This window comes from Actinophytocola sp. (assembly GCF_036378875.1).
GTDB lineage: Bacteria > Actinomycetota > Actinomycetes > Mycobacteriales > Pseudonocardiaceae > Actinophytocola.
The window spans coordinates 41893-63574 of the sequence record NZ_DASUVO010000002.1 but is presented as its reverse complement, the minus strand read 5'-3'; the positions used below and the strand labels follow the sequence as shown (position 1 = coordinate 63574).

The following is a 21682-nucleotide window of genomic DNA, read 5'->3' as shown; positions in this document are numbered from 1 at the left end:
GATGCCGGCTGGGAAGAAGCCCGAACACGCGGTGTACATCTACGGGATCGTGCCGTCCGATGTGGAGACGACCCTCGACGCGCGCGGGGTGGGTAGCCCGCCCGCGAAGGTGCGCACCGTGGCGCGCGGCGACATCGCGGCGCTGGTCAGCCTGGTCGACACGAAAAAGCCGCTGGGCAGGCCGGAGGACCTGACCGCCCACGAGGCGCTACTGGACCAGACCGCGGCCGAGGCGCCGGTGCTGCCGGTGCGGTTCGGGGCGGTGATGACCGACGAGGAAGCCGTGGTCGAGGAGTTGCTCTCCGCACACTACGAGGAGTTCGTCACGGCGCTGGAGGAGTTGGAGGGCAAGGCGGAGTTCGTCGTCAGGGGCCGTTACGAGCTGGACGCCGTACTTCGCGAGATGTTGGCAGCGGACGAGGAAGTGGTGAGGCTGCGGGACGCGATCCGCGACAAGCCCGAGGATGCCACGCGCAACGAGCGGATGGCCCTCGGCGAGCGGATCGCGAACGCCATCGCGGCCAGGCGTGAGGTCGACACACAGACCGTCGTCCAGGCGCTCACCGACGTCGGCGGCACCGTGAACGTGCGCGAGCCGACCCACGACGAGGACGCGGCGCACGTCGCGTGCCTGATCGACCTGTCGGCACAGCACGACCTGGAGTCGGCGGTCGACAAGATCGCACGGGAGTGGGTCGACCGGGTGAACGTGCGGCTGCTCGGTCCGCTCGCACCGTACGACTTCGTCGTCAAGACGGAGGTGTAGCCCAGATGGGTCTGCTGTCGACGATCCTCACCTTCCCGCTCGCGCCCGTCCGGGCCGTCATGGCGCTGGGCAGGGTGATCCAGCAGCGGGTGGACGAGGAAATGCGCAATCCCGCCTTGGCTCGACGTGATCTCGAAGCACTCGAGGAAGCCCACCGAGCCGGCGAGATCACCGACGAGGAGCAGGCGGACCACCAGCAGCAGATCCTCGATCGCATGACGGGGTCGGCTCCCAGCACTGGGACGAGCGAGAGGACGTGACCGATGGCCACCGCGAAATCACGCGATGACGCCGATCCGGAACCGGCTGACGACGACCGGGAGATGTCGGCGTCCTCCGCCGGCGCGGCCGCGCTCGAACAGGTGCGGGAGCTGATCGGCAGGGACTTGCTCGGCATCACGTCGGTCGAACCGATCGACGACGGCTGGGTCGTCGAGGTGGAGGTCGTCGAGGACCGCCGGGTGCCGTCCTCTTCGGACATGCTCGCCACCTACGCGATCGAGCTGGACCTGGAGGGCGCTCTGATGGCCTACCGACGGACCAGGCGGTACGCCCGTGGCCGCGACCCCGGAAACGGCGGTGGGTAGATGAGCCCCGAGCAACCCGGTCTGATGTCCCAGCAGGGCAGCCTGGGCGCCGCGGGGAACCATGCGCCTTCGAACCTGGGCGACATCCTGGAACGCGTACTGGACAAGGGTCTGGTCATCGCGGGGGACATCAGGGTGAACCTGCTGGACATCGAACTGCTGACCATCAAGCTCCGCCTGATCATCGCCTCCCTGGAGACCGCGAAGGAGGTCGGCATCGACTGGTGGGAGCACGACCCGTGGCTCTCCGGCCGCGACGATCGCGGACTGGTGGAGGAGAACAAGGAACTGCGGGCCCGCATCGCCGAGTTGGAGAAGGCCGGCGAGGAGCGGATGCTGGAAGGCGGCGACCGTGACTGAGGGCGACCGGAGCTGGCTCTACGCCGTCACGCGAGAGCTGGATCAAGCGGTGCTCTGCCGGATGGCCGGAGTGGCCGGGGAAACACCGCACGTGGTGGAGTGCACCCGGCTCACCGCCGTCGTCGGCCGGGTGCCGGCGAGTTCGTTCGGCCAGGAGGCCCTGCACCGCAACCTCGAGGACCTGGACTGGCTCGACCGCGTGGCGCGAGCGCACAACGCCGTGGTGGACACCCTCGCGCGCGTCGGGCCGACCGTGCCGTTGCGACTGGCCACCATCTACCTCGACGACGTGCGCGTCCAGCTCGCCGTCGACGAGCACGAACCCCAGTTCCAACGCACGTTGTCCCACGTCGCCGGCCGAACCGAATGGGGTGTCAAGGCGGTACTGGACCCGGCGCTGCTGGGTGGCGAGTCCACAACCGACACTGCCGGTTCCCCGGGCATGGCCTACCTTCGGCGCCAACGGGAAGCGCTCTCGGCGCGGGACCGCGCGCTGCGGTTCGGCGCCGAACAGGCCGAACACATCCACTCGCGACTGTCCGCGTTGGCCGTCGACGCGCAGCGCCACCGGCCGCAGGACCCGCAGCTCGCCGGCGAGAAGCTGCCCATGATCCTCAACGCCACGTACCTGGTCGAGAACGACGCGACACAGGAGTTCGGCCAGGCGGTCGCGCGGTACGGCCACGCGCACCCGGCGATACAGCTGAAGTTGACCGGGCCGTGGCCGCCCTACTCCTTCTCGTCGCAACAGGAGCGGACACCATGACCGACCTAGTTCCCGCAGCTGGCACGGACCACCGCATCGCACTGGTCGACCTGCTCGACCGGGTGCTGGCCGGCGGGGTCGTGGTCAGCGGAGAGCTGACCCTCTCGATCGCGGATGTGGACCTGGTCCACATCTCCCTGCGAACGTTGCTCACCTCTGTCAGCGCCGCCGGGGAGGCGTCGTGGACGAACCCTTGAACCCCCGCTTCGACGCCGATCCGGAAACCGTGGAACGCAGCCTCGTCACGCTGGTTCTGACGGTCGTGGAACTCCTGCGGCAGCTGGTGGAACGACAGGCGATCCGCCGCGTCGACCACGGCGACCTCGACGAGAACAAGATCGAGGAGATCGGCCTGACCCTCATGCTGCTGGACAAGCGCATGCAGGAGTTGTGCGACCACTTCGGCATCACACGTGACGAACTGAACCTGGACCTCGGTCCACTCGGCCCTCTGCTCGCGGAGTGATGAGCAGGCGGAAAGTAAGGAGTTGCCATGGCAGTCAGTGGAATCATCAGTGCGATCGTCGTCGGGCTGATCATCGGTGTGCTGGGTCGGTTTGTCGCACCCGGTAAGCAGAAGATCCCGATCTGGCTCACGATCATCGTCGGTATCGTCGCCGCCTTTTTGGGCACCGCCATCGCACGTGGGATCGGCTACGCCGACACCGACGGGTTCGACTGGCTCGAGCTCATCACCCAGGTGATCGTCGCCGCGCTTGGGGTCACCGTCGCCGCCAGCGTAACCGGACGCCGGCGGAAAATTCTGCACTGACCCCTTCCCGGCCCAACCAGGGACACGCATAAGCTGTCCCTGGTTGGGCATTTTCTTGCCCTTTTCTTTTCGGCTACCGTCCGAACACGCGTGAGCGCGGCCAGCGAAATGCCGTGCGCCCGCGGTGACTAAATGCTGACGCAAATCAAGTAAGAAAGTGGCACATCCCACACTCGCTTTGTGAAACGGCGAGACTCCCTATGAGATCGGAGGCCGAAAGCAACCCAGGAGATCTAATCGTGATCAAAACTCGTCAATTTCGTCGCTTGAGCCTCGCGTTGGCGGCCGGGGGCGCGTTGGTGGTGACGGCGGGTGGTCTGCTCGTCTCCGCCGCTTCGGATTCCCCGGCCCCGGCCAAGACCTTCGAGACCGACGCGGAAGGGATGTCGCAGTGGTACGACGTGGCACTGTCCAGAGTGACCAGTCCCGCGGCACACTCCGGCAGCTTCTCCCTGCGTGTCCGGCCGCGTAGCGATAGCTGGGGTGTCGAGGAGGCGTGGCCGGGCGAGTTCTCGGTCAGCGCCGGCACGACCTACCGCTTCGGCGCGTGGACCAGGGCCGCCACCGGCACCACGAGCGTCGACATGAGCGTCGCCTGGGTCGGCGCGGACCGCCGCCAGATCAAACAGGACACCATCGCCACCGCGCCGAGCCTCACCAAGACGTGGACCGAGAAGTCGAAAACGCTCACCGCTCCCACGGGCGCGACCAGCGTCGTGTTCCGGTTCACCGGCACGGGCCGAGGGTCGTGGCTCATGGACGACGTGACCGTCCAGCCGACGCCGGCGACCACCACGACTCCCCCGGCGACGACGTCCAGCGGCACCCCCACCACGACGCCGACCACGACCACGACCAGCGCACCGCCACCGCCCAGCACCACGACGACGACCCCGGCGCCCGCGGCGACCAGCACCACCACGACCGCGGCGCCGCCGGCAGCCACCACCACCTGCACCAACCCGGCGTTCGTCACCTCGCGTAGTGACGACGGGTGGAGCGACGGCGGCTACTACGTCCACAACAACGAGTGGAACGCGTCGGGCTACAACGTGACGCAGAGTCTCGCCGCGTGCTCGTACCGCAACTGGTCGGTCACGGCGACGGCCGACAACAACAACGGCGACGGTGCCGTGAAGACCTACCCGAACGTCCACAAGGACTACCACGACTGGGGCACGGGCAAGGAACCGCTGCTCAGCTCGTTCTCCACGATCACGTCCAGGTTCGCCGCGACGAGCCCGCACGTGGGCATCTACAACGTCGCCTACGACATCTGGCTCAACGGCGTGCCGGGCAACCGCGAGATCATGATCTGGACCGACAACTACCGGCAGGTCCCGGCCGGCTCCAAGGTCGCCAGCGGCCTGTCGTTCAGCGGCACGACCTGGGACCTGTACGCGACGAGCGGCAACGGGTACCTGGCGTTCGTCCCGGCCCAGCCGATGACCTCGGGCACGCTCGACCTGAAGGCCTTCCTGGACTACCTCGTGTCGAACGGTCGCGTGCCGTCGAACTCGACGCTTGGCCAGATCTGCTTCGGCGTCGAGGTCGTGTCCACCGACGGGAAGCCGGCCACCTTCCAGTTCACCGACTTCTCGATCAGCAACTAACGCAGGACCTCCGCGCGGGCCCGACGCCTCCGGGCCCGCGCGGGGTGGGTTGTGGGGCACTACAACCAGCCTGCAACCGGGAAGCCCCCGTCATTCACTCGCCGCCCTCGAAGCTTCTTGTCATCCGCTAGTCGGACACGAAGCGACGAGGAGACGCGTGATGTCGAACGCCGGAACCAGCGAGCTGTCCCACCGCGCGATCTCCATGCTCCGGGCGGTCGCCGCCGGTCGTGCCGAGCTGACCTGCAGTTGTGAACCGGACCTGCGCATCGACTCGCTGCTCTGCTGTGACCAGGCCACGGCCCGCCTGCTGTTCCACTCCGGACTCATCGAGCCGACGGCGAACGTCGCGATCGGTCAGTGGACCACCGCCGGCCTGACCCCGGCCGGTGAGAACGCGCTCGCCGAGGCCGAGCCCCACGCCGCCTGACCCCCGGTATGGCAATAGGGCATCCGGGGGAATCTGGGGCAAGGTTCGAGGGGTATTTGGGCAAACACTCCGTGTAATGCACACCTGGGCCTGCGTCCCTGGGCACGATGGCGGGCAGGCACAGGGGGTGACATCCAGAGCATGACGGACCGGTTCGAGTTCACGCTGGGTAGTGTCGAGGCGACCATCGTCGGTCGGGCGGTGCGTGCCGACGTGCGTCGGTTTCCACTGCGGATCCGGAACAGCACCGTCGACCCGGTGCGGTTCGCCAAGCTCGCGTTGCGGGTCGACCAGGAGTTGACGCGGCGTGGGCTGGCGGCGGCCGGCCGGCTGCACCCGTCGGTGCGCACGGCGCTGGCGCTGTTCGGTGAGCACCAGGTGTCGGTGTCGGTCAGTGGCCGCGACGAGCGCGGTGAGGACATCGCGCTGCTGGCGATGTCCGACGGCTCGCAGGCGCTCCGCGTCGTCCAGTCGCCCAAAGAGGACACTCTGCGCTTCTGCCTGTTCTCCGACGAGGACCTGGACTTCGAGGTCTCCGCGTTCCTTCCGAGGGTGCCGGCCGCGCCGAAGGGCGAGCTCACCGTCGAGCACCGTGCCGCTCCCACCATGTCCGCGATGGCCGCGCGGCGGCGGGCGGAGGAGGACGCCGAGGCGGAGGAGACCGACGCGTTCGGCAACCTCGATGTCATCGGCACGCTCGACGCCGAACCGGCACGCAGGCCCGGCCGGCGCGGCGATGCCGAGCAGCTCGGCGAGATCATGGCTGGCCAGCGGCTCGGCGGCGGCTTCCTGGCCGCGACGGGACTGCGACGCAACGGCGAACGCCGTTCCGCGCCGCCGCTCGGCTGGGTCGACACCGAGCGCGGGCGGTACCTGGTGCGGACCTCGACCGAACCGAACGGCTCGACGGTCGCCACGTTCACGGCGGCGGGGCCTGCGGAGCTCCAGGAAGCCGTCCAGCACCTGATCTCCAGCGTCTACTAAGGACAGAGCGGTGACTGAACCAACACTTCGGCGATCGATGGCGCCCGCCATGCCAGCCCTGTCAGCCCTGTCCGGCAGAAGGCTCAAGGAGCTCGCGACCAGCGGCGGTTTCGCGATCGACGACAACACCGGGAACCGCATGATCGAGGCCCTGGAGGCGGCGATCGAGGCTCTCGAGTCCCGCTGGTCGGAGTTGGTGAAACTCCAGGAGACCCCGCCGATGAGCGAGACACCCGCGGCACGCTGGGTCGCCCAGCACATGGTGGACACGGCCGCGGACGCGGACGGCCTGCTCACCCAGCTCAACGCGGCCCGCACGGAGTTCCCCACCTACGTCGAGGCGATCGAGCTCGCGAAGCGCACCTACCGGGAGGCGGAAACCGCGAGCAGCCAGGAGTTCACCGGGCTCCGGGACCGGCTCGACACCACGGAGGCATGACCGATGGCACAGGCCGACGCACTCGAGAAGACCCGGTCGGTGTCCGATCCGGACAGTCCGGACTACGACCCGGACAGCCCGCACTACGACGTCACCTCGGACTCGTCGTCGCCGTTCTACGTTGGACCGGTCACCGACGACCACAAGTCCGGCGACCAGATCCGCGAAGAGGTGACCGCGACGATCGACGAGGCGTTGCCCGTCCCGGGCGGCTGGCTCGGCGAGGTGTTCGAACCGGTGAAGGACGGTCTCGTCCAGTCGACGTACACGGATCGTGTCGAGGCGGAACGGGAAGGGCTCGTCGACGGGATGGACCTGCGCTCCCCCGGTGAGGCGCCGAGGACGATGTGGGAGAACGCGTCCCACGAGCAGATGGTCGAGATCATCAGCAGCAACGCGGACTCCGCGGCCGTCGCGGTGACCAGCGAGGAATGGGTGCGGCTGGGGAACGAGCTGGCCGAACACCAGAAAGCGTTCGGCGCGGCCATCAACGACAGCCTGTCCAACTGGGAGGGCGACGCCGGCGACGCGGCCAGGACCCACCTGGCCGAAGTGGCGAAGTGGCTGGGCGGCACGGCGAACGGGGCCGTGCTCACCGGCCGCCAGCAGGAGATCCACTCACAGACGCTCAACGAGACACAGAAGGCGATGGCGGCCAACCCGCCGGTGCCGTTCTCCTCGGCGGAGGCCAACGCACGGCTCGCACAGATCACCAACCCGGTCCAGTACGCCATGCAGTTCGCGGTGGAGATGCGGACCTACCACCAGCAGCGGGCCGCGCGCGACCAGGCCGCCCAGGTGATGACCCGGTTCGACGAGACGATCGCCGGCGCCGCGACGACCCCGAAGTTCACCGCTCCGCCCACCCTCGCCCGCGCCACGAAGATGGCCAGCGCCTCGCGCCCGGTGCAGGGCACGGAAGGCCAGGCCACGCTGCCGCAACGACCCACCCGAATGGACGGTTCCGACGCCGGCACGGACCCGGCGAGGCAGGACGCCGCTCCGGGGATTCCTGCCACTGCTGGAAGTCCAGGCGGCGGTTCCGTGCCGCAACTACCCCGCACGGCCGGAGGCCCCGGCGGGCAAGGCTTCCCCGGCGGCGGTTCCGTTCCCGACATACCCGCCGCCGGAGTCCCGGGCGGGCAAGGGATACCCGGGGCTGGTTCCGTTCCCGACATACCTGCCACCGGGATCCCGGGCGGCCAAGGGGTACCCGGGGGCGGTTCCGTGCCCGGCATACCCGGCACGACAGGAGTCCCGGGTGGTCAAGGCTTCCCGGGAGGCGGTTCCATTCCCGGGATCCCCGGCAGCGCCGGAGTGCCCGGCGGCCAAGCCTTCCCCGGTTCCATTCCGGACATTCCCGCCGCCGCCCAGGCGCCCGGCGGGTTCCAGGCCGGGCGCGTCCCCGACATCCCTGGCACGCCAGGGTTTTCCGGCGGCGCCCGGTCCTCGGTACCCGAACCGCCTCCGTTCGCGCTGCCCGACACCTCCCCCTCAGGTGTCAACGGCGTGGGCGGGGGCGGTTCGACCGGCGCGTCCGGCTTCACGCCGACCGTGCCGGACATTCCCCGCGGCACCACCATCCCCAGCGGGTCCGGCCCCGGTGGAGGGCCGAGCTTCGTGCCGCCGACGTTCCCGAACCCCGCGGCCGGAGGCGGCGAGCGGACCGCCAGGATGCCGACGACCCGGCCGACCGTGCCGAACCTGCCCAGTGGGAGCCAGATCGGCGGCGGCTCACTGGGCGGGCGGGTACCCGGCGGCAACGTGCCCGGTGGCGGCCGCATTCCTGACATTCCCGGCGGCGGCAACACGCCGGGCGGTGGTCGTATACCTGGCGTACCCGGCGGGAGCAACGTGCCGGGCGGTGGCCGGTTCGGCCCGGGCGGGGTGCCCGACATACCGGGTGGCAGCACGTCGTCGGGCGGTTCCATGGGCGGCGCGGGTTCGCGCGGCTTCGGCCCGACGGGCGGCGGCATGCCCGGCGGTGGCATGGGTGGCGGCGGTGTGCCCGGAGGCGGTGGGGCCGGCGCGGCCGCCGGTCGCTGGGGTCCGGTCGGCAATGGTGCGTCGATGGGCGCCGGCATGGTGGGCGAGGAGCCGGTCGCCAGGCCCGGTGCGCAGGGCAGCGCGGGTGCCCGGGGCGCGTCCGGGGCCGGGATGCCCATGGGTGGCATGGGCGGCGCCGGCAGCCAGCGCGACGAGGAGAAGGAGTACAAGGTCGCGGAGTACCTCGAAGGCGACTCGGAGCTCTTCGCGCCGGACGCCGTGGTGCACCCGCCGGTGATCGGTGACTGGGCGAACAAACAGGATTGGAAGTAGGTATGTCCTCTGCGTTCGAGGTCGTTCCCGAGGACCTGGTCGCGCACGCCAGCCACCTGGACGGCCTGGTGGACCGGTTGAACACGGCCGCGGACGCGGCCAAGACGGTCAGCATGTCCGACAGCGCCTACGGGTTGATCTGCCAGTTCGTGCCGCCGTTCGTGAACCCCATGGAGCAGAAGGCGATGGCCGCGATCGACGCCGCCGCGGAAGGGGTGCGGACCACCTCGGAGAACGTGCGTGCCACGGCCACCACGTACCAGGACCACGACGAGGCCAAAGCGAGCAAGTTCAAGCAGACGCGCGACGCGCTCGCCTGAGACGACCACAGGAGACTGACGTGACGGCGTTCGGAACCTCACGTGACCCGGACGAGGTGATGGCGGGCATCGACCGGTGGGCGCAGGGATTCGCCGACAAGGCGCGGCGCTACCAGGCGGCCCAGCAGCAGACCGAGCGGCTCCGGCTGACCGCGTCGAGCGCGAACGGCGTCGTGCGCGTGACCGTCGGCGCGGACGGCAACGTCACCGGGCTGGAACTGAACAACAAGGTCCGCACGATGCCGCCCGAGGACCTCGCCGCGCAGATCCTGGACACCATGCGGCGCGCGCAGGCGGGCATCGCCGACCGGGTGAGCGAGGTGATGACCGCACAGCTCGGCGACGAGGACCAGCAGACCAGGGCGGAGCTGCTCGGCAACCTGCGGTCCCGGTTCCCCCGGCAGGAGGACGAGGCCGAGGAGGAAGAGGAGACGCCACCCCCGCCGCCACCAGCCGGTAAGCCCGCCGCGGCCGACGACGAGGACAACTCACCGTGGTGAACCCCTTGACGGCCATCCGTCACGACGAGAACGCGTAAGGACGAACCATGGCGAACCCGTTGGTGGCTGAGGCCGAGGACGAGACCAAGGCCTACAGCGGCATGCCGCTGGTGGAGGCCGCGTTCGACCTCAAGGAGGCCATCGAGAAGGGCGACTGGGCGTCTGTGGCGCTCGGCTCGGTCGGCACCGCGCTCGAGGTGCTCGGCATGGCGCTGGATCCGTTCGCCGCGATCCTCGCCAACGGTGTCGGCTGGCTGATCGAGCACGTCGGACCGCTCAAGGAGGCACTCGACGGGCTCGCCGGCGACCCGGCCGAGATCAAGGCGCACTCCGAGACCTGGAAGAACGTCGCCACCGAGCTGGGTGCGGTCGGCGAGGACCTGACCGGCATGGCGACGAGTGACACGGCCGGCTGGCAGGGCGCGGCGGCGGACACCTACCGGCAGCGCACCACCGACACCGTCAACCTCATCACCGCCGCCCAGAAGGGCGCTGAGGGCGCGTCCAGCGGGATCAAGACCGCCGGTGAGGTCGTCGCCGCCGTGCGCAGCCTGGTCCGCGACATCATCGCCGAGCTTGTCGGCAGCCTCATCAGCTGGGCGCTGCAGGTCGTGTTCACGCTGGGGATCGGCCTGACGTGGGTCGTGCCGAAGGTGATCGCCAAGGTCGCCGAGGTCGCCGCGGAGATCGCCAACCTGATCAAGCGGACGGTGCAGGCGCTCAAGCAGCTGGTGCCGCTGCTGAAGAAGGCCGGCGACCTGTTCGACGACGCGGCCAAGGCGTTGAAGAACATCAAGAAGACCACGCCGGACACCCCGCCCAAGTCAGGCCCCGGCGACACACCGAAGTCGATCGACCCGCCGAATCCCAAGGGCGGCGACACCTCACCGTCCGGTGCGAAACCGGACCCGAAGCCGGAACCCAAACCAGAGCCCAAGCCGGGTGACACGAGCCCGTCGGGCGCGGGCAACACACCGGACACCAAGCCAACGCCGACACCAGATCCCAAGCCAGAGCCCAAACCCGGCTCCGGCGACACACCTGGCGGTTCGGCGGGGCCGGGCGGCGGTTCCCCGGGCGGCGGCGGCAAGCCTGGCGGCGGGAGCGGCCCGGGCGGTTCGCCGAACAAGCCCAACCCGCCGCGGGACGGCGCCGTCGGAAAGGACGACCTCACCTGCAAGTCCGACCCGGTGGACGTCGCCGGCGGACGCGTGATCCTGGACCAGGTTGACCTCGAGCTGCCCTCGCCGCTGACGCTGGAGCGTCTGCACATCTCCTCCTACCGGGCGGGTCTCTGGTTCGGTCCATCCTGGACGTCCACTATGGACCAGAGGCTGGAGCTCGACGACGAGGACGTCTGCTACTTCTCGCCGGACGGCATGGTCCTGGTCTACCCGAGGGCCGAGTCCGGCGTCCCCGTGCTGCCGGTCGAGGGTCCGCGGTGGCCGCTGATGATGGCGCAGGACGGCACGTACACGCTCACCGACGTCAAGCGTGGCCGGGACCTGCGCTTCGGTCGGCTGGCGGGCCGGGGCCGTGCCGTGCTCCCGCTGCTGACCATCAGCGACCGTGGCGGCGACCGCGTCGACATCGACTACGACGGGCTCGGCGCGCCGCACCTGATGCGCCACTCCGCGGGCTACCGCGTGGAGTTGCGCACCGACGCCGGCCGGGTCACGGCGTTGCGGGTCGTCGACCCGCAACGGGACTTCGGGGTGTTGGTCACTCGGTTCGGTTATGACCAGCAGGGCCGGCTGACCCAGGTGATCGACTCCTCCGGCGTCCCGCAGGTCTTCGACTACGACCCCGACGGGCGGATGACCGGCTGGCAGGACCGTACCGGCCACTGGTACCGCTACATCTACGACACCGAGGGCCGGTGCGTGCGCACCGTCGGCGACCAGGGCTTCCACGACGGCGCCTTCACCTACGACCGCGAGCGGCGGATCACCACCCACACCGACTCACTCGGCAACACCACCGAGTTCCACCTGAACGAGGCGAACCAGGTCGTTCGTGAGGTCGACCCGCTCGGCAACACCACGGTGTCGCAATGGGACCGCTACGACCGCCTGCTCTCCCGCACCGACCCACTGGGCCGCACCACGACCTTCGAGTACACATCGGACGGTGCACTGGCGACGATCGTCCGGCCGGACGGGAGCCGGGTGCGGGTGGACCGGCACCACGACGGCGCACTGTCGGTCGCCGTGGCGAGTGGCGATCGGAGCTGGCAACGCGTCTATCCCGCGGGCAGCGTCCCGGACGTCTTCACCGACCGCGTCGGGGTTGCCACGACGTTCCAGCACGAGCGGCAGTGGGGCTCGGCACCCGGCACGGCCAGCGAGCCGGGCGAGCGTGACCTGTTCGGCCGTCCGCGCGTGGTGACCGACGCTGCCGGCGGTCGCACGAGTCTCGGCTGGACCGTGGAAGGGCGGCCGGCGAACCGGGTCGGCCCGTCGGGCCGGCGCGAGGAATGGCGTTACGACGCCGAGGGAAACCCGGTCGAGCACACCAGCGCACCGGACCGGCGGACCCGCTACGAGTACGGTCCCTTCGACCTGCCGGTGGCGAGCGTCGACCCCGCCGGCGCGCGCACGACCTACGAGTACGACACGGAACTGCGCCTGACCCGCGTCACCAACCCGGCCGGGCTGTCGTGGCGATACTCCTACGACGCCGCGGGCCGGCTCGTCGAGGAGACCGACTTCGACGGGCGCGTGTTGCGGTTCGGCTACGACGCCGCCGGTCAGCTCGTGCGTGCGGCCAACGGGCTTGGCGAGGTCACCACCTACGCCTACGACGTGCTCGGCAACGTGGTCGAGCGAAGGACACCGAACGGCGTCACGACCTACGCCTACGATCCGGCCGGGATGCTGGTCCGTGCCAGCGAGGCGGAGTCCGTGCTGGAGATCGAGCGGGACGCGGCCGGCCGGGTCGTCCGGGAGTCGGTCGACGGGCGCGCGGTCACCTACACCTACGAGGCGAACGTCCTGCGGCGACACACACCGTCCGGTGTGGACAGCACCTGGACCTTCGACGACAACGGAAACCCGGCGCGACTGGCTGTCGCCGGGCATGTCGTGGGCTTCCGGTACGACGGGGCAGGCCGGGAGATCGAGCGAACCACCGGCCACGGCGCGGTGTTCACACAGTCGTTCGACGCCGAGCACCAGCTGACCGCCCAGACCGTCACGGCACACGCCGGCCACGTCGTCCAGCACCGCCGCTATCAGTACCATGTGGACGGTCAGTTGACCGGTGTGGACGACGCGATCTCGGGTCCGGTCCGGTTCCGGCTCGACCCGGCGGGCCGGGTGACCGACGTCGCCGCCCAGGACGGGGAGAACTACCGCTACGACCCGGCCGGCAACATCGTCCACGCCCACTCTCCGGCCACGGGTCCGGCCGCCGGTCCCCGTCAGTACGCCGGGAACACGCTGCGGGTCGCCGGGTCGGTCCGGTACGCCTATGACCAGCAGGGCAGGCTGACCAGCCGCCACGAGACTGACCCGGCCGCGGGCGAGCGGACCTGGGTCTACAGCTGGGATTCGCTGGACCGGCTCGTCGGCGTGCGCACCCCGGACGGCGCCGTGTGGCGGTACCGCTACGACCCGCTCGGCAGGCGGATCGCGAAGCAGCGCCTCATGGGTTCGGTGGTGGCCGAGGAGGTCCGGTTCGTCTGGAGCGGCCAGCTCCTGGTCGAGCAGGTGTACACCGACCAGCGCGGCCAGCGGCTCGTGCTCACGTGGGACCACCATCCTGGCACCACGCGTCCGGTCTCCCAGACCGAGCATCTCGGCGCAGGCGTGCGGTTCTTCTCGTTCCTCACCGACCAGATCGGCACCCCGGTCGACATGGTCGACACGGCGGGCACGGTGGCGTGGCACGGCGCAAGCTCCCTGTGGGGTCGGGTGCGGCCGGGCCGGGCCGCGGGGGCGTCGACGCCGCTGCGCTTCCCGGGTCAGTACGCGGACGACGAGACGGGGTTGCACTACAACGTCTTCCGTTACTACGACCCGGGTACGGGGCGGTACCTCAGCCAGGATCCGCTCGGGCTCGCGCCGGCCCCGAACCCGGTGGCCTACGTGCCGAACCCGCTACTGGACTCGGACCCGCTCGGACTGGGCCCGTGCATGAGCTGCATGAAGGGTTCGAACGAACCGGAGAGCCGACCCGGCGGCGGCAACGACGCGGGGAACGTCCAGGACAACAACCCGAGACCCCCCACCCCCGAACCGGCGCCGAAGCCCGAGCCGGCACCGAAGCCCGACGGCAACGAAGGGGGTAGCTCGTCAGGCAAGCAGAACGACACCCCCGACGGTGACAAGCCTGATGGCGACAAGCCCGACGGCGACAAGCCCGACGGTGACGGGAACGACGCGGGCGGCAAGTCCGAGTTCGACCAGAAGGTCGACGACTACAAGCAGCAGCTCGGCATCGACGGCCCGGCAAAGATCATGACCATCCCCGACGATCCCAAGATCAAGATGAACACGCCGGTGAGCGACCTCGACCCCAGCCTGACGAACGGGCTGTCGAAGGCCGACAAGGACAAGATGGTCGGCGAACTCCTGGGATTCCAGAAGAACGACATCCTCGGCGATCCAGAGTTCGGCAACAACAAGGCCCACGACATCATGGACATGCAGGGCGGCGGTGCCTACAACCACCAGTCAGGCACGATCAACCTCACGCCGAACTCGGACGACAAGACCCTCTTCCACGAGATGGGGCACCTCCAGCAGCACGAGAAGTACGGCTACACCGGAGCGAACACCAACCAGTCCATTCTGGAGTACCACAACGTGCTGCTCAACGAGAACAAACTGGACGGTCCACTGCGGGACAACTACATGCACCAGTCCGTCCCCGGCGGCCAGGCCGGCAAACACAGCTTCGACGACGTCATGACCGACATCAACAAGCTCCCCGACAGCGACCCGATGAAGGCGAACAGCCAGTCCGCACTGAACCAGATCGACAACGCACTGACCAACGACCCGCGCTACCAGGGCATGGCGGACCGCATCAAGCAGAACCTGGCAGACGAGTACTTCAGGCGCTGACCGGACCCCGGGGGGTGCGATGCAGGATGCCTTCCTCACCGTGGGAGTGAGGAAGGCATCCTGCATCCTGGATCGACCGATGATCTTGTCGGGATGTCGCACCTTGCGGGAGAGTTGTGGGCCTGGTCAGACACTTCGCGGCGTCGGGCGCTGCGCGCCCGGCACGCATCCGCTGAGTCCCGAAAGACGCGTTCGGGGCATCGCCGATGTCTCGAAAGACGCGCCCATGACGTTCAACGACCCGAAAGCGTCTTTCGAGACAGCGCCGGTGGCACAGCCACACCGTTCGCAGCAGTGGGCTTTTTCGGGCGATGTGGTGATGGACGCCTACCTCACCGTGGGCGAGAGGAAGCATCCTTCATCGCTGAGGCGTCCGGGCCCTCAGCGTGTTTCCGGTTTGCGGCCCACTCCGGTCCAGATGACGGCCTGGTTCGGCTGGTCGAACTCGATCACCGGGGAGTTGGGGCCCGTCTCCTCCGGGTGCCAGGACGGGGACCAGCCCATGCCCGGGGGCAGGAGTTCGTAGTCGCCGAAGAACTGGCGGACCTCGTCTCGGGGGCGCCAGATCACGGGGCTGCTCGACGTGTCGTACATGCGCTTGAGCTCGGCCAGTTGTTCGGCGATGTCGTCGGGTACGCCGTCGGCGGTGCCGTGGGAGATGGCCAGGTAGGAGCCGGCCGGGAGCAGCTCCCGGTACCGGGCCATGGCGCGGTGGGCGATGTCGACGCCGTCCGCGTCCAGTTGCTGCACGTGCAGTACGGCGATCACCAGCAGCGCGACCGGCTGGGTCATGTCGATCACGCCGGTCTCGATGACCCGTTGCCACAGGCGGTCCGGGTTGCGCAGGTCGGCGTTGATCACCGCGTGGCGGTCGGGGTCGCCGTGCTTGTCCAGCAGTACCTGGGAGTGGGCGACCGCGACCGGCTCGTTGTCGACGTACACCACTCGGGAGTCACCGGCCACCTCGTCGGCCACCTGGTGGGTGTTGCCCATGGTGGGGACCCCGGAGCCGATGTCCACGAACTGCCTGATCCCCAGGCCCACGAGGTGGCGCACCACCCGGTGCAGGAACATCCGGTTGGCGAGCGCGATCGGGCGCAGCAGGGGGAACATGGCCAGTGCACGTTCGCCGAACTCGCGGTCGATGGCCCAGTTCGCGGTCCCGCCCAGGTACCAGTCGTATACGCGGGCCACGCTGGGGCGCTCGAGGTCGACTCCCTGGGGCGGGAACGGGTCCTGCTCGGTGTCGGTCAATTCCTGGTCCTTCCCGCCATGAATGCTCACACCTGTATCTGTGTTCGGAGGTCCTCGGCGAGTTTCTCCAGGAACTCCGCGGTCTCCCGGCGTTCCTGTGCCGCGCCGCGCAGCCGGTCCCACGCGTCGACGAACAGCTCGAAGTCGCCCTCGTCCTCGATGTAGACGCCGCCCGCCGCGTGCTCGACGAACACGAAGTCCTTGGTGGCGTCGGAAAACCTCATGATCGTGAAGTCGTTGGGCACGAAGGACAGCCTCGTGTCGAACGGCAGCACGTGGATGAACGTCCTCGCGTAGCGCTCCTCCAGCCGGAGCAGGTGCTCGACCTGGTCGAGCGCGACCGACGGGTTCGGGCCGCCCGGCATCCGGCGGAACGCGGCCTCACCGAGGATGAACCGGTAGTACGGCGGCCGTTTGAGGTCGAAGACCTGCTTGCGCTCCAGTCGGTTGCGCACCAACGCGGTGACATCGGTCGCCCTGGCCTCGCTGAACTGCTTGAGCATGTAGTGCTCGGACTGCAACGGCCCCGGTATGCGTTCGCCGTGCCAGCTCAGTATCTCCGAGGCCGCGGGTTCGAGGTCGGTGAACGTGCGGAACCAGTGCGGCACCGCGGACCGGTACCCGGACCACTGGCCACGCTGTCCGCTGGTGCGCGCCAGCTCCATCATCATGTCGACCTCCGTTCTGCTGGCCCCGAAGGCATCCAGCATCTGCTTGAGGTCGGACTGCTTGACCGAGACGGCGCCCGCCTCGATCTTGTTGATCTTTCCCTGCCCGCAGCCGAGTAGTTCGGCGACCTCCTGCTGGGTCATACCGGCGGCCAGCCGCGCACGACGGATCTCGTTGCCGAGTTGCCTGCGCCGCGACGTCACCGTGCTGGACACAAGGTCTCCGCTCTCCGTCCTGGGACCGACGAGTGGATCACTCTAGTGCACCCGTAGCACGCACCGTACTCCGCTGGTCACAGCCGGAAGAACACTCGCGGAACAATCACCGGGGCCCGCCGGACCTCGTCGTGGCCAGGAACGCGCGCCAGCCGACCTCGCCGATGGTGAGCACCGGGCCGGCGACCGGCTTGCTGTCCCGCACGCCGACCACTCCCCGACCAGCGAGGTTCACCTCGACACAGTTGCCCCCGTTGGGACCGCAGAACGCCGCCGACGCCCACATGTCGTCGGGAAAGACGTGGCCGATCGTGGCCGGGTTGTCGCCGCTCATCTCGCCCCCCTAGATCAACATCGTCCTTGACAGCAAGATTAATCGTGCACCAAGATTAATCTTGAAATCAAGTCGGGGAGGTGACGCACGCAGTGGACATTGTCGGGCTCACGTCGGTCGATGTCGAGGCACCGGAATCCGGTGCGCTGATCGCGGCGCCGAGGACCGCGTCACCCAGAGCTGCTTCGCTCCATCCCACCCCGCCCCAGGGTGATTATTCCGATCCAGTGATAGTCCTCGGACGGCTCAAGGCGGGGACGGCACGCGAGTCCCATCGCGTGGTGCACGTGTTCGCGCTGGCACCCGAGCTCCTGCACCTGCCGGTGGTCACCGCACGCTGCGGTGCGCCGTTGCCCTCTGGTGACCTGCAGTGGCTGCCCCGGTTCGCCGGCATGCCCTGCGAGTCGTGCGTCCTGGCCGACTGAACCGCTCACACCGCGTCACCCGGGCCAAAGGTCCCGAACATCGGTGGCCAAGGACCATGGGCCGGGCACCGCTTCAGGAGGAGAGTCCTGAGCGAGGATCTCCGGAGCAAGGGGTCGCCATGATCACCACCGACGGGCCCACCGCGCCGCTCACCGCCGCCAACCGCTGCGACCTGTGCGAGTCCAAGGCCACCACGCGCGCCGTGCTGTGGAGCGGCGGTCAGCTGGTGTTCTGCGATCCCCACCTCCGCCAGTACCGCCCCCGGCTGTTTCCGCTGACGAGGCGGTTCGAAGCACGGTGAGCGCTCACACCCGTTCCGTCCGTGCCACCGCGACCGGACACTCGGCGTGATGTAGCAGGGTCTGGCTCACCGAGCCGAGACCGAGGCCGGCGAACACGCCACGTCCGCGCGAGCCGACGACAACCAGTTGCGCGCTGGCGGCGTAGTCGAGCAGGGCGTGCGCGGGCGAGTCCCGCACCACGACGGGCCGGACGTGGACCTGGGGGTACCTGTCCTTCCACAGGGCGATGCGCTCGGTGAGCCGTTTCTGCTCCTGGGCCTGGAGCCAGTCCCAGTCGATCGTGTCCGGCAGCAGAGTCCACGTGCCGGCCATGTTCACGTCCAGCCACGTGTGCACGGCCACCAGCGGGACGCCACGCGCGGCCGCGGCGTCGAAGGCGAACGTCAGCGCGGCGTCGCTCAGCTCGGAGCCGTCGTCGCCGACCACGACCGGGCCGCCGTCAGGGGCGGCCGAGCGGACGACGACGACCGGGCAGTGCCCGTGCGCGGACAGCGCCACGGCGACGGACCCGACGAGCAGTGCCGCGAACCCGCCAAGCCCGCGGGAACCGAGCACCACCAGACGCGCGGTCCGCGACTCGGTGATCAGCACGTCGGCGGGAACACCCGCGTGCAGGTCGGTCTCCACCGGCAGGTCCGGCACGGAGCGGTGCGCGGTCTCTCTGGCCTCGGTCAACCAGTGCCGGCCCTGGTCGAGGACCGCGGCGTGGTAGTCCGGCGGCGGTGTGACCTTGCGTGGGTGCCGGACGGGGGTCAGGTGGTAGACGTGCACGAGCCGAAGCGGCGCGGCGCGGCGGCGCGCCTCCCGTGCCGCCCAGCTGGTCGCCTGCAGTGCGGACGCCGATCCGTCCACACCGACCAGGACGGGACGTTCACTGGTGTCCATGGTCGTCTCTCCTCGTGGGGTGACCGAATCGGAGCAGCAGCTGTGGATTCCCCTCCAGCGTCAGGGCCGCCGCGATCTCTGTCCGAACTTCGTGCGGTTGGAACGGTTGGGTGAGCACCGAGCCGACGAGACCGGCGGCCACGGCGGCCAGCCACGTCAGCTCGGCGGCCATACCGGCCCGAACGTGGTCGAGCCTGCCGTCGTCGGGAGTCTCGGCGAGCAGGAGGAACTCCCGGCTCAGCCGATCCGGTGTGGTCCACCCGGCCAAGTCACGCTGGAAGGCGCGGTGGGTGAGCGCGGTGTGGTTCAACACCCTGGCCAGCGCCTCGATCTCCGACGGCTCGACCGGACGCAGTCGCACCCTGTCGACCCCGTGTGCGCCGAGCAGCTCCCGCCGGAGTCCGTTCTCGACGGGCCGGTCCGCGAACGGCTCGCGATGGCCGCGCCGCACGGTGATCGCGTCATGGCGGCGCAGGTCCACACCGGACGGTTCGCGTCGGCCGGTGACCGCGATCCGCGCGACCTCGTCCATGCGCTCGCGGTCGTGCCGCAGCTCCATCGCCGGCGTCCAGCCGAGCATCCGGATGGCCAGCAGCACGCGTTCGAGCGCCGCGCCGCAGGAGATGAGCCGGTCCCGACCGAGTGGATCGTGACGGGACACTGTCCAGCCGAGGCGCTCGTACAGTGAAACCCGGTACTCGTCGTGGAACTCCAGCACCCACGGTCGGTCCGACGACGCGACGGCGGCGGCCGCGGTGATCAGGTGCTTCTCACCCGACGTCCAGCCGGTCATGACAGCGCCCCCGTTCATGGGACGACTCCTGTCGGTACGGTCCCGATCGGACCATGTCCCCAGCGTGCACCTTCGGCGCCAGCTCCGCCAAAAGAGACATGCAACCTCGTGCCCGGTCAGCGCATTAGTGGGCTGGGAGCTATCGAGGACAGGAGAGAATGTGCGTGATCGAGATCGCGACTACGTCGACTACGTGACCGCGCGAACGCCGTGGCTGCGTCAGGTGGCCTTCCTGCTGACGCACGACTGGCACCGAGCGGACGACGTGGTACAGACCGCGATCACCCAGCTGTACCGGCACTGGCGGCGAGCCTCGCAGGTGGAGAACCTGGACGGCTACGCCCGCACGGTCCTGGTCCGCTCGTTCCTGAGCGAGCGGCGCCGGTGGGGGTCCCGGGTTCGGCTGACCGCCGACCCGCCGGAGTACCCCGCCAGGGTGGAGGACCACGCCGGACGGATCGCGGTACGGGCCGCGTTGGCCGAGGTTCCGCCACGGCAACGAGCCACGCTCGTACTGCGCTTCTACTGCGACCTGACCGTCGAGCAGGTCGCCGAAGTACTGCGGTGTTCCCAGGGCACCGTCAAAAGCCAAACCGCACGTGGCCTGGATGCGTTGCGACGCGTGCTGGCCGACACCCCGTCACCGGCCACACCGGCCGGGGAGAGGACCGCTTCATGAACGAGCAGGACGTTCGCACCCTTCTGGACGACCTTGCCCACACGCCGGCCCCACCGTCCCAGGTCGACGTGCAACACGCGGTGACCACGGTCAAGCGCCGGCGGCGAGTCCAAGCGGTCACCTCGGCCGCGGCGTCGGTCCTCGTCGTGGGTCTGGCAGCCGGCGTCACGTACTCCCTCATCGGCCAGTCGCCGGGAAACACGAACTCGCCGGGCTCCCCGGCCACGCTGACCGCGGCCGCACCGGTGACCAGCGCACCTCAGCGGTTCGACCCACTGGTCCAGTACGCCTCGTACGGCTGGCTGCCCGAACAGGAAACGCTGACCTGGCGGTCCACCTCCATCTCCGGCGAGCAGTTCACGCTGAACGCCCAGAAGTACGTCCCGGACCCGGCCAACGGCCCGAACGCCGCTCTCCCCGCCGCGTTCGTCGGCGTGCAGCTCTACGCCGCCGGCGTCGTCCCCCAGACCGAGAAGCCGTTCGAGGTGACCACCCCCGCCGGCAAGGAGACCATGCACTACGGACCGGTCACCGACGCACCCGCGGTCAACGGCGCCCCCGCCTACTGGGTCGGCGCGCCCGGCGACCCGGAGACGACCATCCTGAAGTGGCGCTACGCCCCTGACGCCTGGGCCGAGCTGTTCAGCGCCCGGCTCAGCGGCGATCAGCGTGCCGTCCTGCACCGCATCGCCAGCGAACTGACCGTCGGCGGCACCGAACGACTGCGCTTCCCGTTCCAGGTCACCAACCTCCCGGCCGACCAGCGACCGACGGCCAGCGCGGTCGAGGAAGGCGGACCCAACTGGCCGTGGCACGCCTCGCTCGACCTCGACGCCGGAACCGACGGCCAGGAACCGGGCCTGAGCGTGGCCGTCCACCCGGCCACTGACGATTCCGAGAGCCGCGGGCCCAACACGACCGTCGACAACCACCCGGCCCGCCGCGACACCGTCGAAGGAGATCACCTCGGCAGGCCGGAGTACTCCGACCGGCTGCACGTGTTCGACGTCGCCGGCCTCCAGGTCAACCTCATCATCGACGCCAAGACGGCCGCCGGCGCGGCGCCGTTGGGCCCGGACGGCGTCCTGGGCGTCTACCGCAACGTCACCGTCCACCCGGACCGGGCTGACTGGACCGACCAACCGCTGCGCTGACCGAGCGCATCCAGTGCCCACCGTCACCGGTCACCGGCGGCGGTGG

The 21682-nt window shown here is 69.4% G+C and carries 25 protein-coding genes; 20 read left to right on the top strand and 5 right to left on the bottom strand.

All coding sequences use genetic code 11. From position 1 onward, the window contains the following. Nucleotide 1: 1 nt before the first annotated feature. The 16 genes from VF106_RS00400 to VF106_RS00325 all read left to right on the top strand — a co-directional run bounded on the left by VF106_RS00400 (nucleotide 2) and on the right by VF106_RS00325 (nucleotide 14925). Nucleotides 2-766 carry a GvpL/GvpF family gas vesicle protein gene (locus VF106_RS00400; protein ID WP_330837476.1) on the top strand — a complete coding sequence of 255 codons (765 nt, stop codon included), beginning with the start codon at nucleotides 2-4 and terminating at the stop codon, nucleotides 764-766. Nucleotides 767-771: 5 nt separating this feature from the next. Further along, nucleotides 772-1026, top strand: coding sequence for a gas vesicle protein GvpG (locus VF106_RS00395; RefSeq protein ID WP_330837475.1), 255 nt, complete (start codon nucleotides 772-774; stop codon nucleotides 1024-1026). Between the two features lie 3 nt (nucleotides 1027-1029). After that, nucleotides 1030-1353 carry a gas vesicle protein GvpO gene (gvpO, locus tag VF106_RS00390; protein WP_330837474.1) on the top strand — a complete coding sequence of 108 codons (324 nt, stop codon included), beginning with the start codon at nucleotides 1030-1032 and terminating at the stop codon, nucleotides 1351-1353. Next, complete coding sequence (gene gvpJ, locus VF106_RS00385) at nucleotides 1354-1713, top strand: gas vesicle protein (RefSeq protein WP_330837473.1); 360 nt, start codon at nucleotides 1354-1356, stop codon at nucleotides 1711-1713. Beyond that, nucleotides 1706-2479, top strand: a complete 774-nt coding sequence (locus VF106_RS00380; protein ID WP_330837472.1) for a GvpL/GvpF family gas vesicle protein — start codon at nucleotides 1706-1708, stop codon at nucleotides 2477-2479. The genes gvpJ (VF106_RS00385) and VF106_RS00380 overlap by 8 nt, the downstream gene beginning before the upstream one ends. Next, nucleotides 2476-2676: a gas vesicle protein gene (gene gvpJ / locus VF106_RS00375; protein ID WP_330837471.1), complete on the top strand. Its 201-nt coding sequence runs from the start codon at nucleotides 2476-2478 to the stop codon at nucleotides 2674-2676. The genes VF106_RS00380 and gvpJ (VF106_RS00375) overlap by 4 nt, the downstream gene beginning before the upstream one ends. Further along, nucleotides 2661-2945: a gas vesicle protein K gene (gvpK, locus tag VF106_RS00370; protein ID WP_330837470.1), complete on the top strand. Its 285-nt coding sequence runs from the start codon at nucleotides 2661-2663 to the stop codon at nucleotides 2943-2945. The genes gvpJ (VF106_RS00375) and gvpK overlap by 16 nt, the downstream gene beginning before the upstream one ends. Nucleotides 2946-2972: 27 nt before the next feature. Beyond that, the gene (locus VF106_RS00365) at nucleotides 2973-3251 is read left to right on the top strand and encodes a GlsB/YeaQ/YmgE family stress response membrane protein (protein ID WP_330837469.1); all 279 of its coding nucleotides are present in this window, start codon (nucleotides 2973-2975) and stop codon (nucleotides 3249-3251) included. A gap of 266 nt (nucleotides 3252-3517) precedes the next feature. Beyond that, the gene (locus VF106_RS00360) at nucleotides 3518-4864 is read left to right on the top strand and encodes a GH12 family glycosyl hydrolase domain-containing protein (protein ID WP_330837468.1); all 1347 of its coding nucleotides are present in this window, start codon (nucleotides 3518-3520) and stop codon (nucleotides 4862-4864) included. Nucleotides 4865-5024: 160 nt separating this feature from the next. Then, nucleotides 5025-5294 (top strand): hypothetical protein, encoded by a 270-nt coding sequence (locus VF106_RS00355; protein ID WP_330837467.1) that lies wholly within the window; start codon nucleotides 5025-5027, stop codon nucleotides 5292-5294. 141 nt (nucleotides 5295-5435) lie between these two features. Further along, nucleotides 5436-6278, top strand: a complete 843-nt coding sequence (locus tag VF106_RS00350; RefSeq protein WP_330837466.1) for an ESX secretion-associated protein EspG — start codon at nucleotides 5436-5438, stop codon at nucleotides 6276-6278. Between the two features lie 49 nt (nucleotides 6279-6327). Further along, entirely contained in the window at nucleotides 6328-6717 is a 390-nt protein-coding gene (locus VF106_RS00345; protein WP_330837465.1) for a hypothetical protein, read from the top strand. A 3-nt stretch (nucleotides 6718-6720) separates the two neighbouring features. Beyond that, complete coding sequence (locus VF106_RS00340) at nucleotides 6721-9036, top strand: hypothetical protein (RefSeq protein WP_330837464.1); 2316 nt, start codon at nucleotides 6721-6723, stop codon at nucleotides 9034-9036. Nucleotides 9037-9038: 2 nt separating this feature from the next. Continuing rightward, nucleotides 9039-9356, top strand: coding sequence for a type VII secretion target (locus VF106_RS00335; protein WP_330837463.1), 318 nt, complete (start codon nucleotides 9039-9041; stop codon nucleotides 9354-9356). A 59-nt stretch (nucleotides 9357-9415) separates the two neighbouring features. Continuing rightward, nucleotides 9416-9856, top strand: a complete 441-nt coding sequence (locus tag VF106_RS00330; protein ID WP_330837608.1) for a YbaB/EbfC family nucleoid-associated protein — start codon at nucleotides 9416-9418, stop codon at nucleotides 9854-9856. A gap of 47 nt (nucleotides 9857-9903) precedes the next feature. Then, nucleotides 9904-14925, top strand: a complete 5022-nt coding sequence (locus VF106_RS00325; protein WP_330837462.1) for an RHS repeat-associated core domain-containing protein — start codon at nucleotides 9904-9906, stop codon at nucleotides 14923-14925. A 381-nt stretch (nucleotides 14926-15306) separates the two neighbouring features. Here VF106_RS00325 and VF106_RS00320 read toward each other — a convergent pair whose 3' ends face one another. From VF106_RS00320 to VF106_RS00310, 3 genes are all read right to left on the bottom strand, one after another. Then, a complete protein-coding gene (locus VF106_RS00320) occupies nucleotides 15307-16179 on the bottom strand; it encodes an SAM-dependent methyltransferase (protein ID WP_330837461.1) in 873 nt (290 codons plus the stop codon). A gap of 26 nt (nucleotides 16180-16205) precedes the next feature. Then, nucleotides 16206-17063 (bottom strand): type II toxin-antitoxin system RelB family anti-toxin, encoded by an 858-nt coding sequence (relB, locus tag VF106_RS00315; protein WP_330837460.1) that lies wholly within the window; start codon nucleotides 17061-17063, stop codon nucleotides 16206-16208. Nucleotides 17064-17169: 106 nt separating this feature from the next. Next, nucleotides 17170-17397 carry a DUF397 domain-containing protein gene (locus tag VF106_RS00310; protein ID WP_330837459.1) on the bottom strand — a complete coding sequence of 76 codons (228 nt, stop codon included), beginning with the start codon at nucleotides 17395-17397 and terminating at the stop codon, nucleotides 17170-17172. A 227-nt stretch (nucleotides 17398-17624) separates the two neighbouring features. On the opposite strand from VF106_RS00310, the gene VF106_RS00305 reads away from it, so the two are divergent. Together VF106_RS00305 and VF106_RS00300 are read left to right on the top strand one after the other, a co-directional pair. Next, nucleotides 17625-17822 carry a hypothetical protein gene (locus VF106_RS00305; RefSeq protein WP_330837458.1) on the top strand — a complete coding sequence of 66 codons (198 nt, stop codon included), beginning with the start codon at nucleotides 17625-17627 and terminating at the stop codon, nucleotides 17820-17822. Nucleotides 17823-17941: 119 nt separating this feature from the next. Further along, complete coding sequence (locus VF106_RS00300; RefSeq protein WP_330837457.1) at nucleotides 17942-18124, top strand: DUF7455 domain-containing protein; 183 nt, start codon at nucleotides 17942-17944, stop codon at nucleotides 18122-18124. Nucleotides 18125-18128: 4 nt separating this feature from the next. On the opposite strand, the gene VF106_RS00295 is transcribed toward VF106_RS00300, so the two are convergent. Both VF106_RS00295 and VF106_RS00290 read right to left on the bottom strand, forming a co-directional pair. Continuing rightward, nucleotides 18129-19010 (bottom strand): universal stress protein, encoded by an 882-nt coding sequence (locus tag VF106_RS00295; RefSeq protein ID WP_330837456.1) that lies wholly within the window; start codon nucleotides 19008-19010, stop codon nucleotides 18129-18131. Further along, nucleotides 18997-19821, bottom strand: coding sequence for a hypothetical protein (locus VF106_RS00290; RefSeq protein ID WP_330837455.1), 825 nt, complete (start codon nucleotides 19819-19821; stop codon nucleotides 18997-18999). The genes VF106_RS00295 and VF106_RS00290 overlap by 14 nt, the downstream gene beginning before the upstream one ends. Nucleotides 19822-19963: 142 nt before the next feature. Between VF106_RS00290 and VF106_RS00285 the strand changes: the two genes are divergently transcribed. Beyond that, nucleotides 19964-20482, top strand: coding sequence for a SigE family RNA polymerase sigma factor (locus VF106_RS00285; protein WP_330837454.1), 519 nt, complete (start codon nucleotides 19964-19966; stop codon nucleotides 20480-20482). Continuing rightward, a complete protein-coding gene (locus tag VF106_RS00280; protein WP_330837453.1) occupies nucleotides 20479-21636 on the top strand; it encodes a hypothetical protein in 1158 nt (385 codons plus the stop codon). Before VF106_RS00285 ends, VF106_RS00280 begins: the two co-directional genes overlap by 4 nt. Nucleotides 21637-21682 lie beyond the last annotated feature (46 nt).

Coding starts and splice junctions, on each gene's coding strand:
- VF106_RS00365 (WP_330837469.1), top strand. CDS start 2,973: ATGGCAGTCAGTGGAATCATCAGTGCGATCGTCGTCGGGCTGATCATC.
- VF106_RS00300 (WP_330837457.1), top strand. CDS start 17,942: ATGATCACCACCGACGGGCCCACCGCGCCGCTCACCGCCGCCAACCGC.
- gvpJ (WP_330837471.1), top strand. CDS start 2,476: ATGACCGACCTAGTTCCCGCAGCTGGCACGGACCACCGCATCGCACTG.
- VF106_RS00330 (WP_330837608.1), top strand. CDS start 9,416: ATGGCGGGCATCGACCGGTGGGCGCAGGGATTCGCCGACAAGGCGCGG.
- gvpO (WP_330837474.1), top strand. CDS start 1,030: ATGGCCACCGCGAAATCACGCGATGACGCCGATCCGGAACCGGCTGAC.
- VF106_RS00350 (WP_330837466.1), top strand. CDS start 5,436: ATGACGGACCGGTTCGAGTTCACGCTGGGTAGTGTCGAGGCGACCATC.
- VF106_RS00345 (WP_330837465.1), top strand. CDS start 6,328: ATGCCAGCCCTGTCAGCCCTGTCCGGCAGAAGGCTCAAGGAGCTCGCG.
- VF106_RS00325 (WP_330837462.1), top strand. CDS start 9,904: ATGGCGAACCCGTTGGTGGCTGAGGCCGAGGACGAGACCAAGGCCTAC.
- VF106_RS00310 (WP_330837459.1), bottom strand. CDS start 17,397: ATGAGCGGCGACAACCCGGCCACGATCGGCCACGTCTTTCCCGACGAC.
- VF106_RS00280 (WP_330837453.1), top strand. CDS start 20,479: ATGAACGAGCAGGACGTTCGCACCCTTCTGGACGACCTTGCCCACACG.
- VF106_RS00290 (WP_330837455.1), bottom strand. CDS start 19,821: ATGAACGGGGGCGCTGTCATGACCGGCTGGACGTCGGGTGAGAAGCAC.
- VF106_RS00295 (WP_330837456.1), bottom strand. CDS start 19,010: ATGGACACCAGTGAACGTCCCGTCCTGGTCGGTGTGGACGGATCGGCG.
- VF106_RS00400 (WP_330837476.1), top strand. CDS start 2: ATGCCGGCTGGGAAGAAGCCCGAACACGCGGTGTACATCTACGGGATC.
- VF106_RS00355 (WP_330837467.1), top strand. CDS start 5,025: ATGTCGAACGCCGGAACCAGCGAGCTGTCCCACCGCGCGATCTCCATG.
- gvpJ (WP_330837473.1), top strand. CDS start 1,354: ATGAGCCCCGAGCAACCCGGTCTGATGTCCCAGCAGGGCAGCCTGGGC.
- VF106_RS00335 (WP_330837463.1), top strand. CDS start 9,039: ATGTCCTCTGCGTTCGAGGTCGTTCCCGAGGACCTGGTCGCGCACGCC.
- VF106_RS00395 (WP_330837475.1), top strand. CDS start 772: ATGGGTCTGCTGTCGACGATCCTCACCTTCCCGCTCGCGCCCGTCCGG.
- VF106_RS00340 (WP_330837464.1), top strand. CDS start 6,721: ATGGCACAGGCCGACGCACTCGAGAAGACCCGGTCGGTGTCCGATCCG.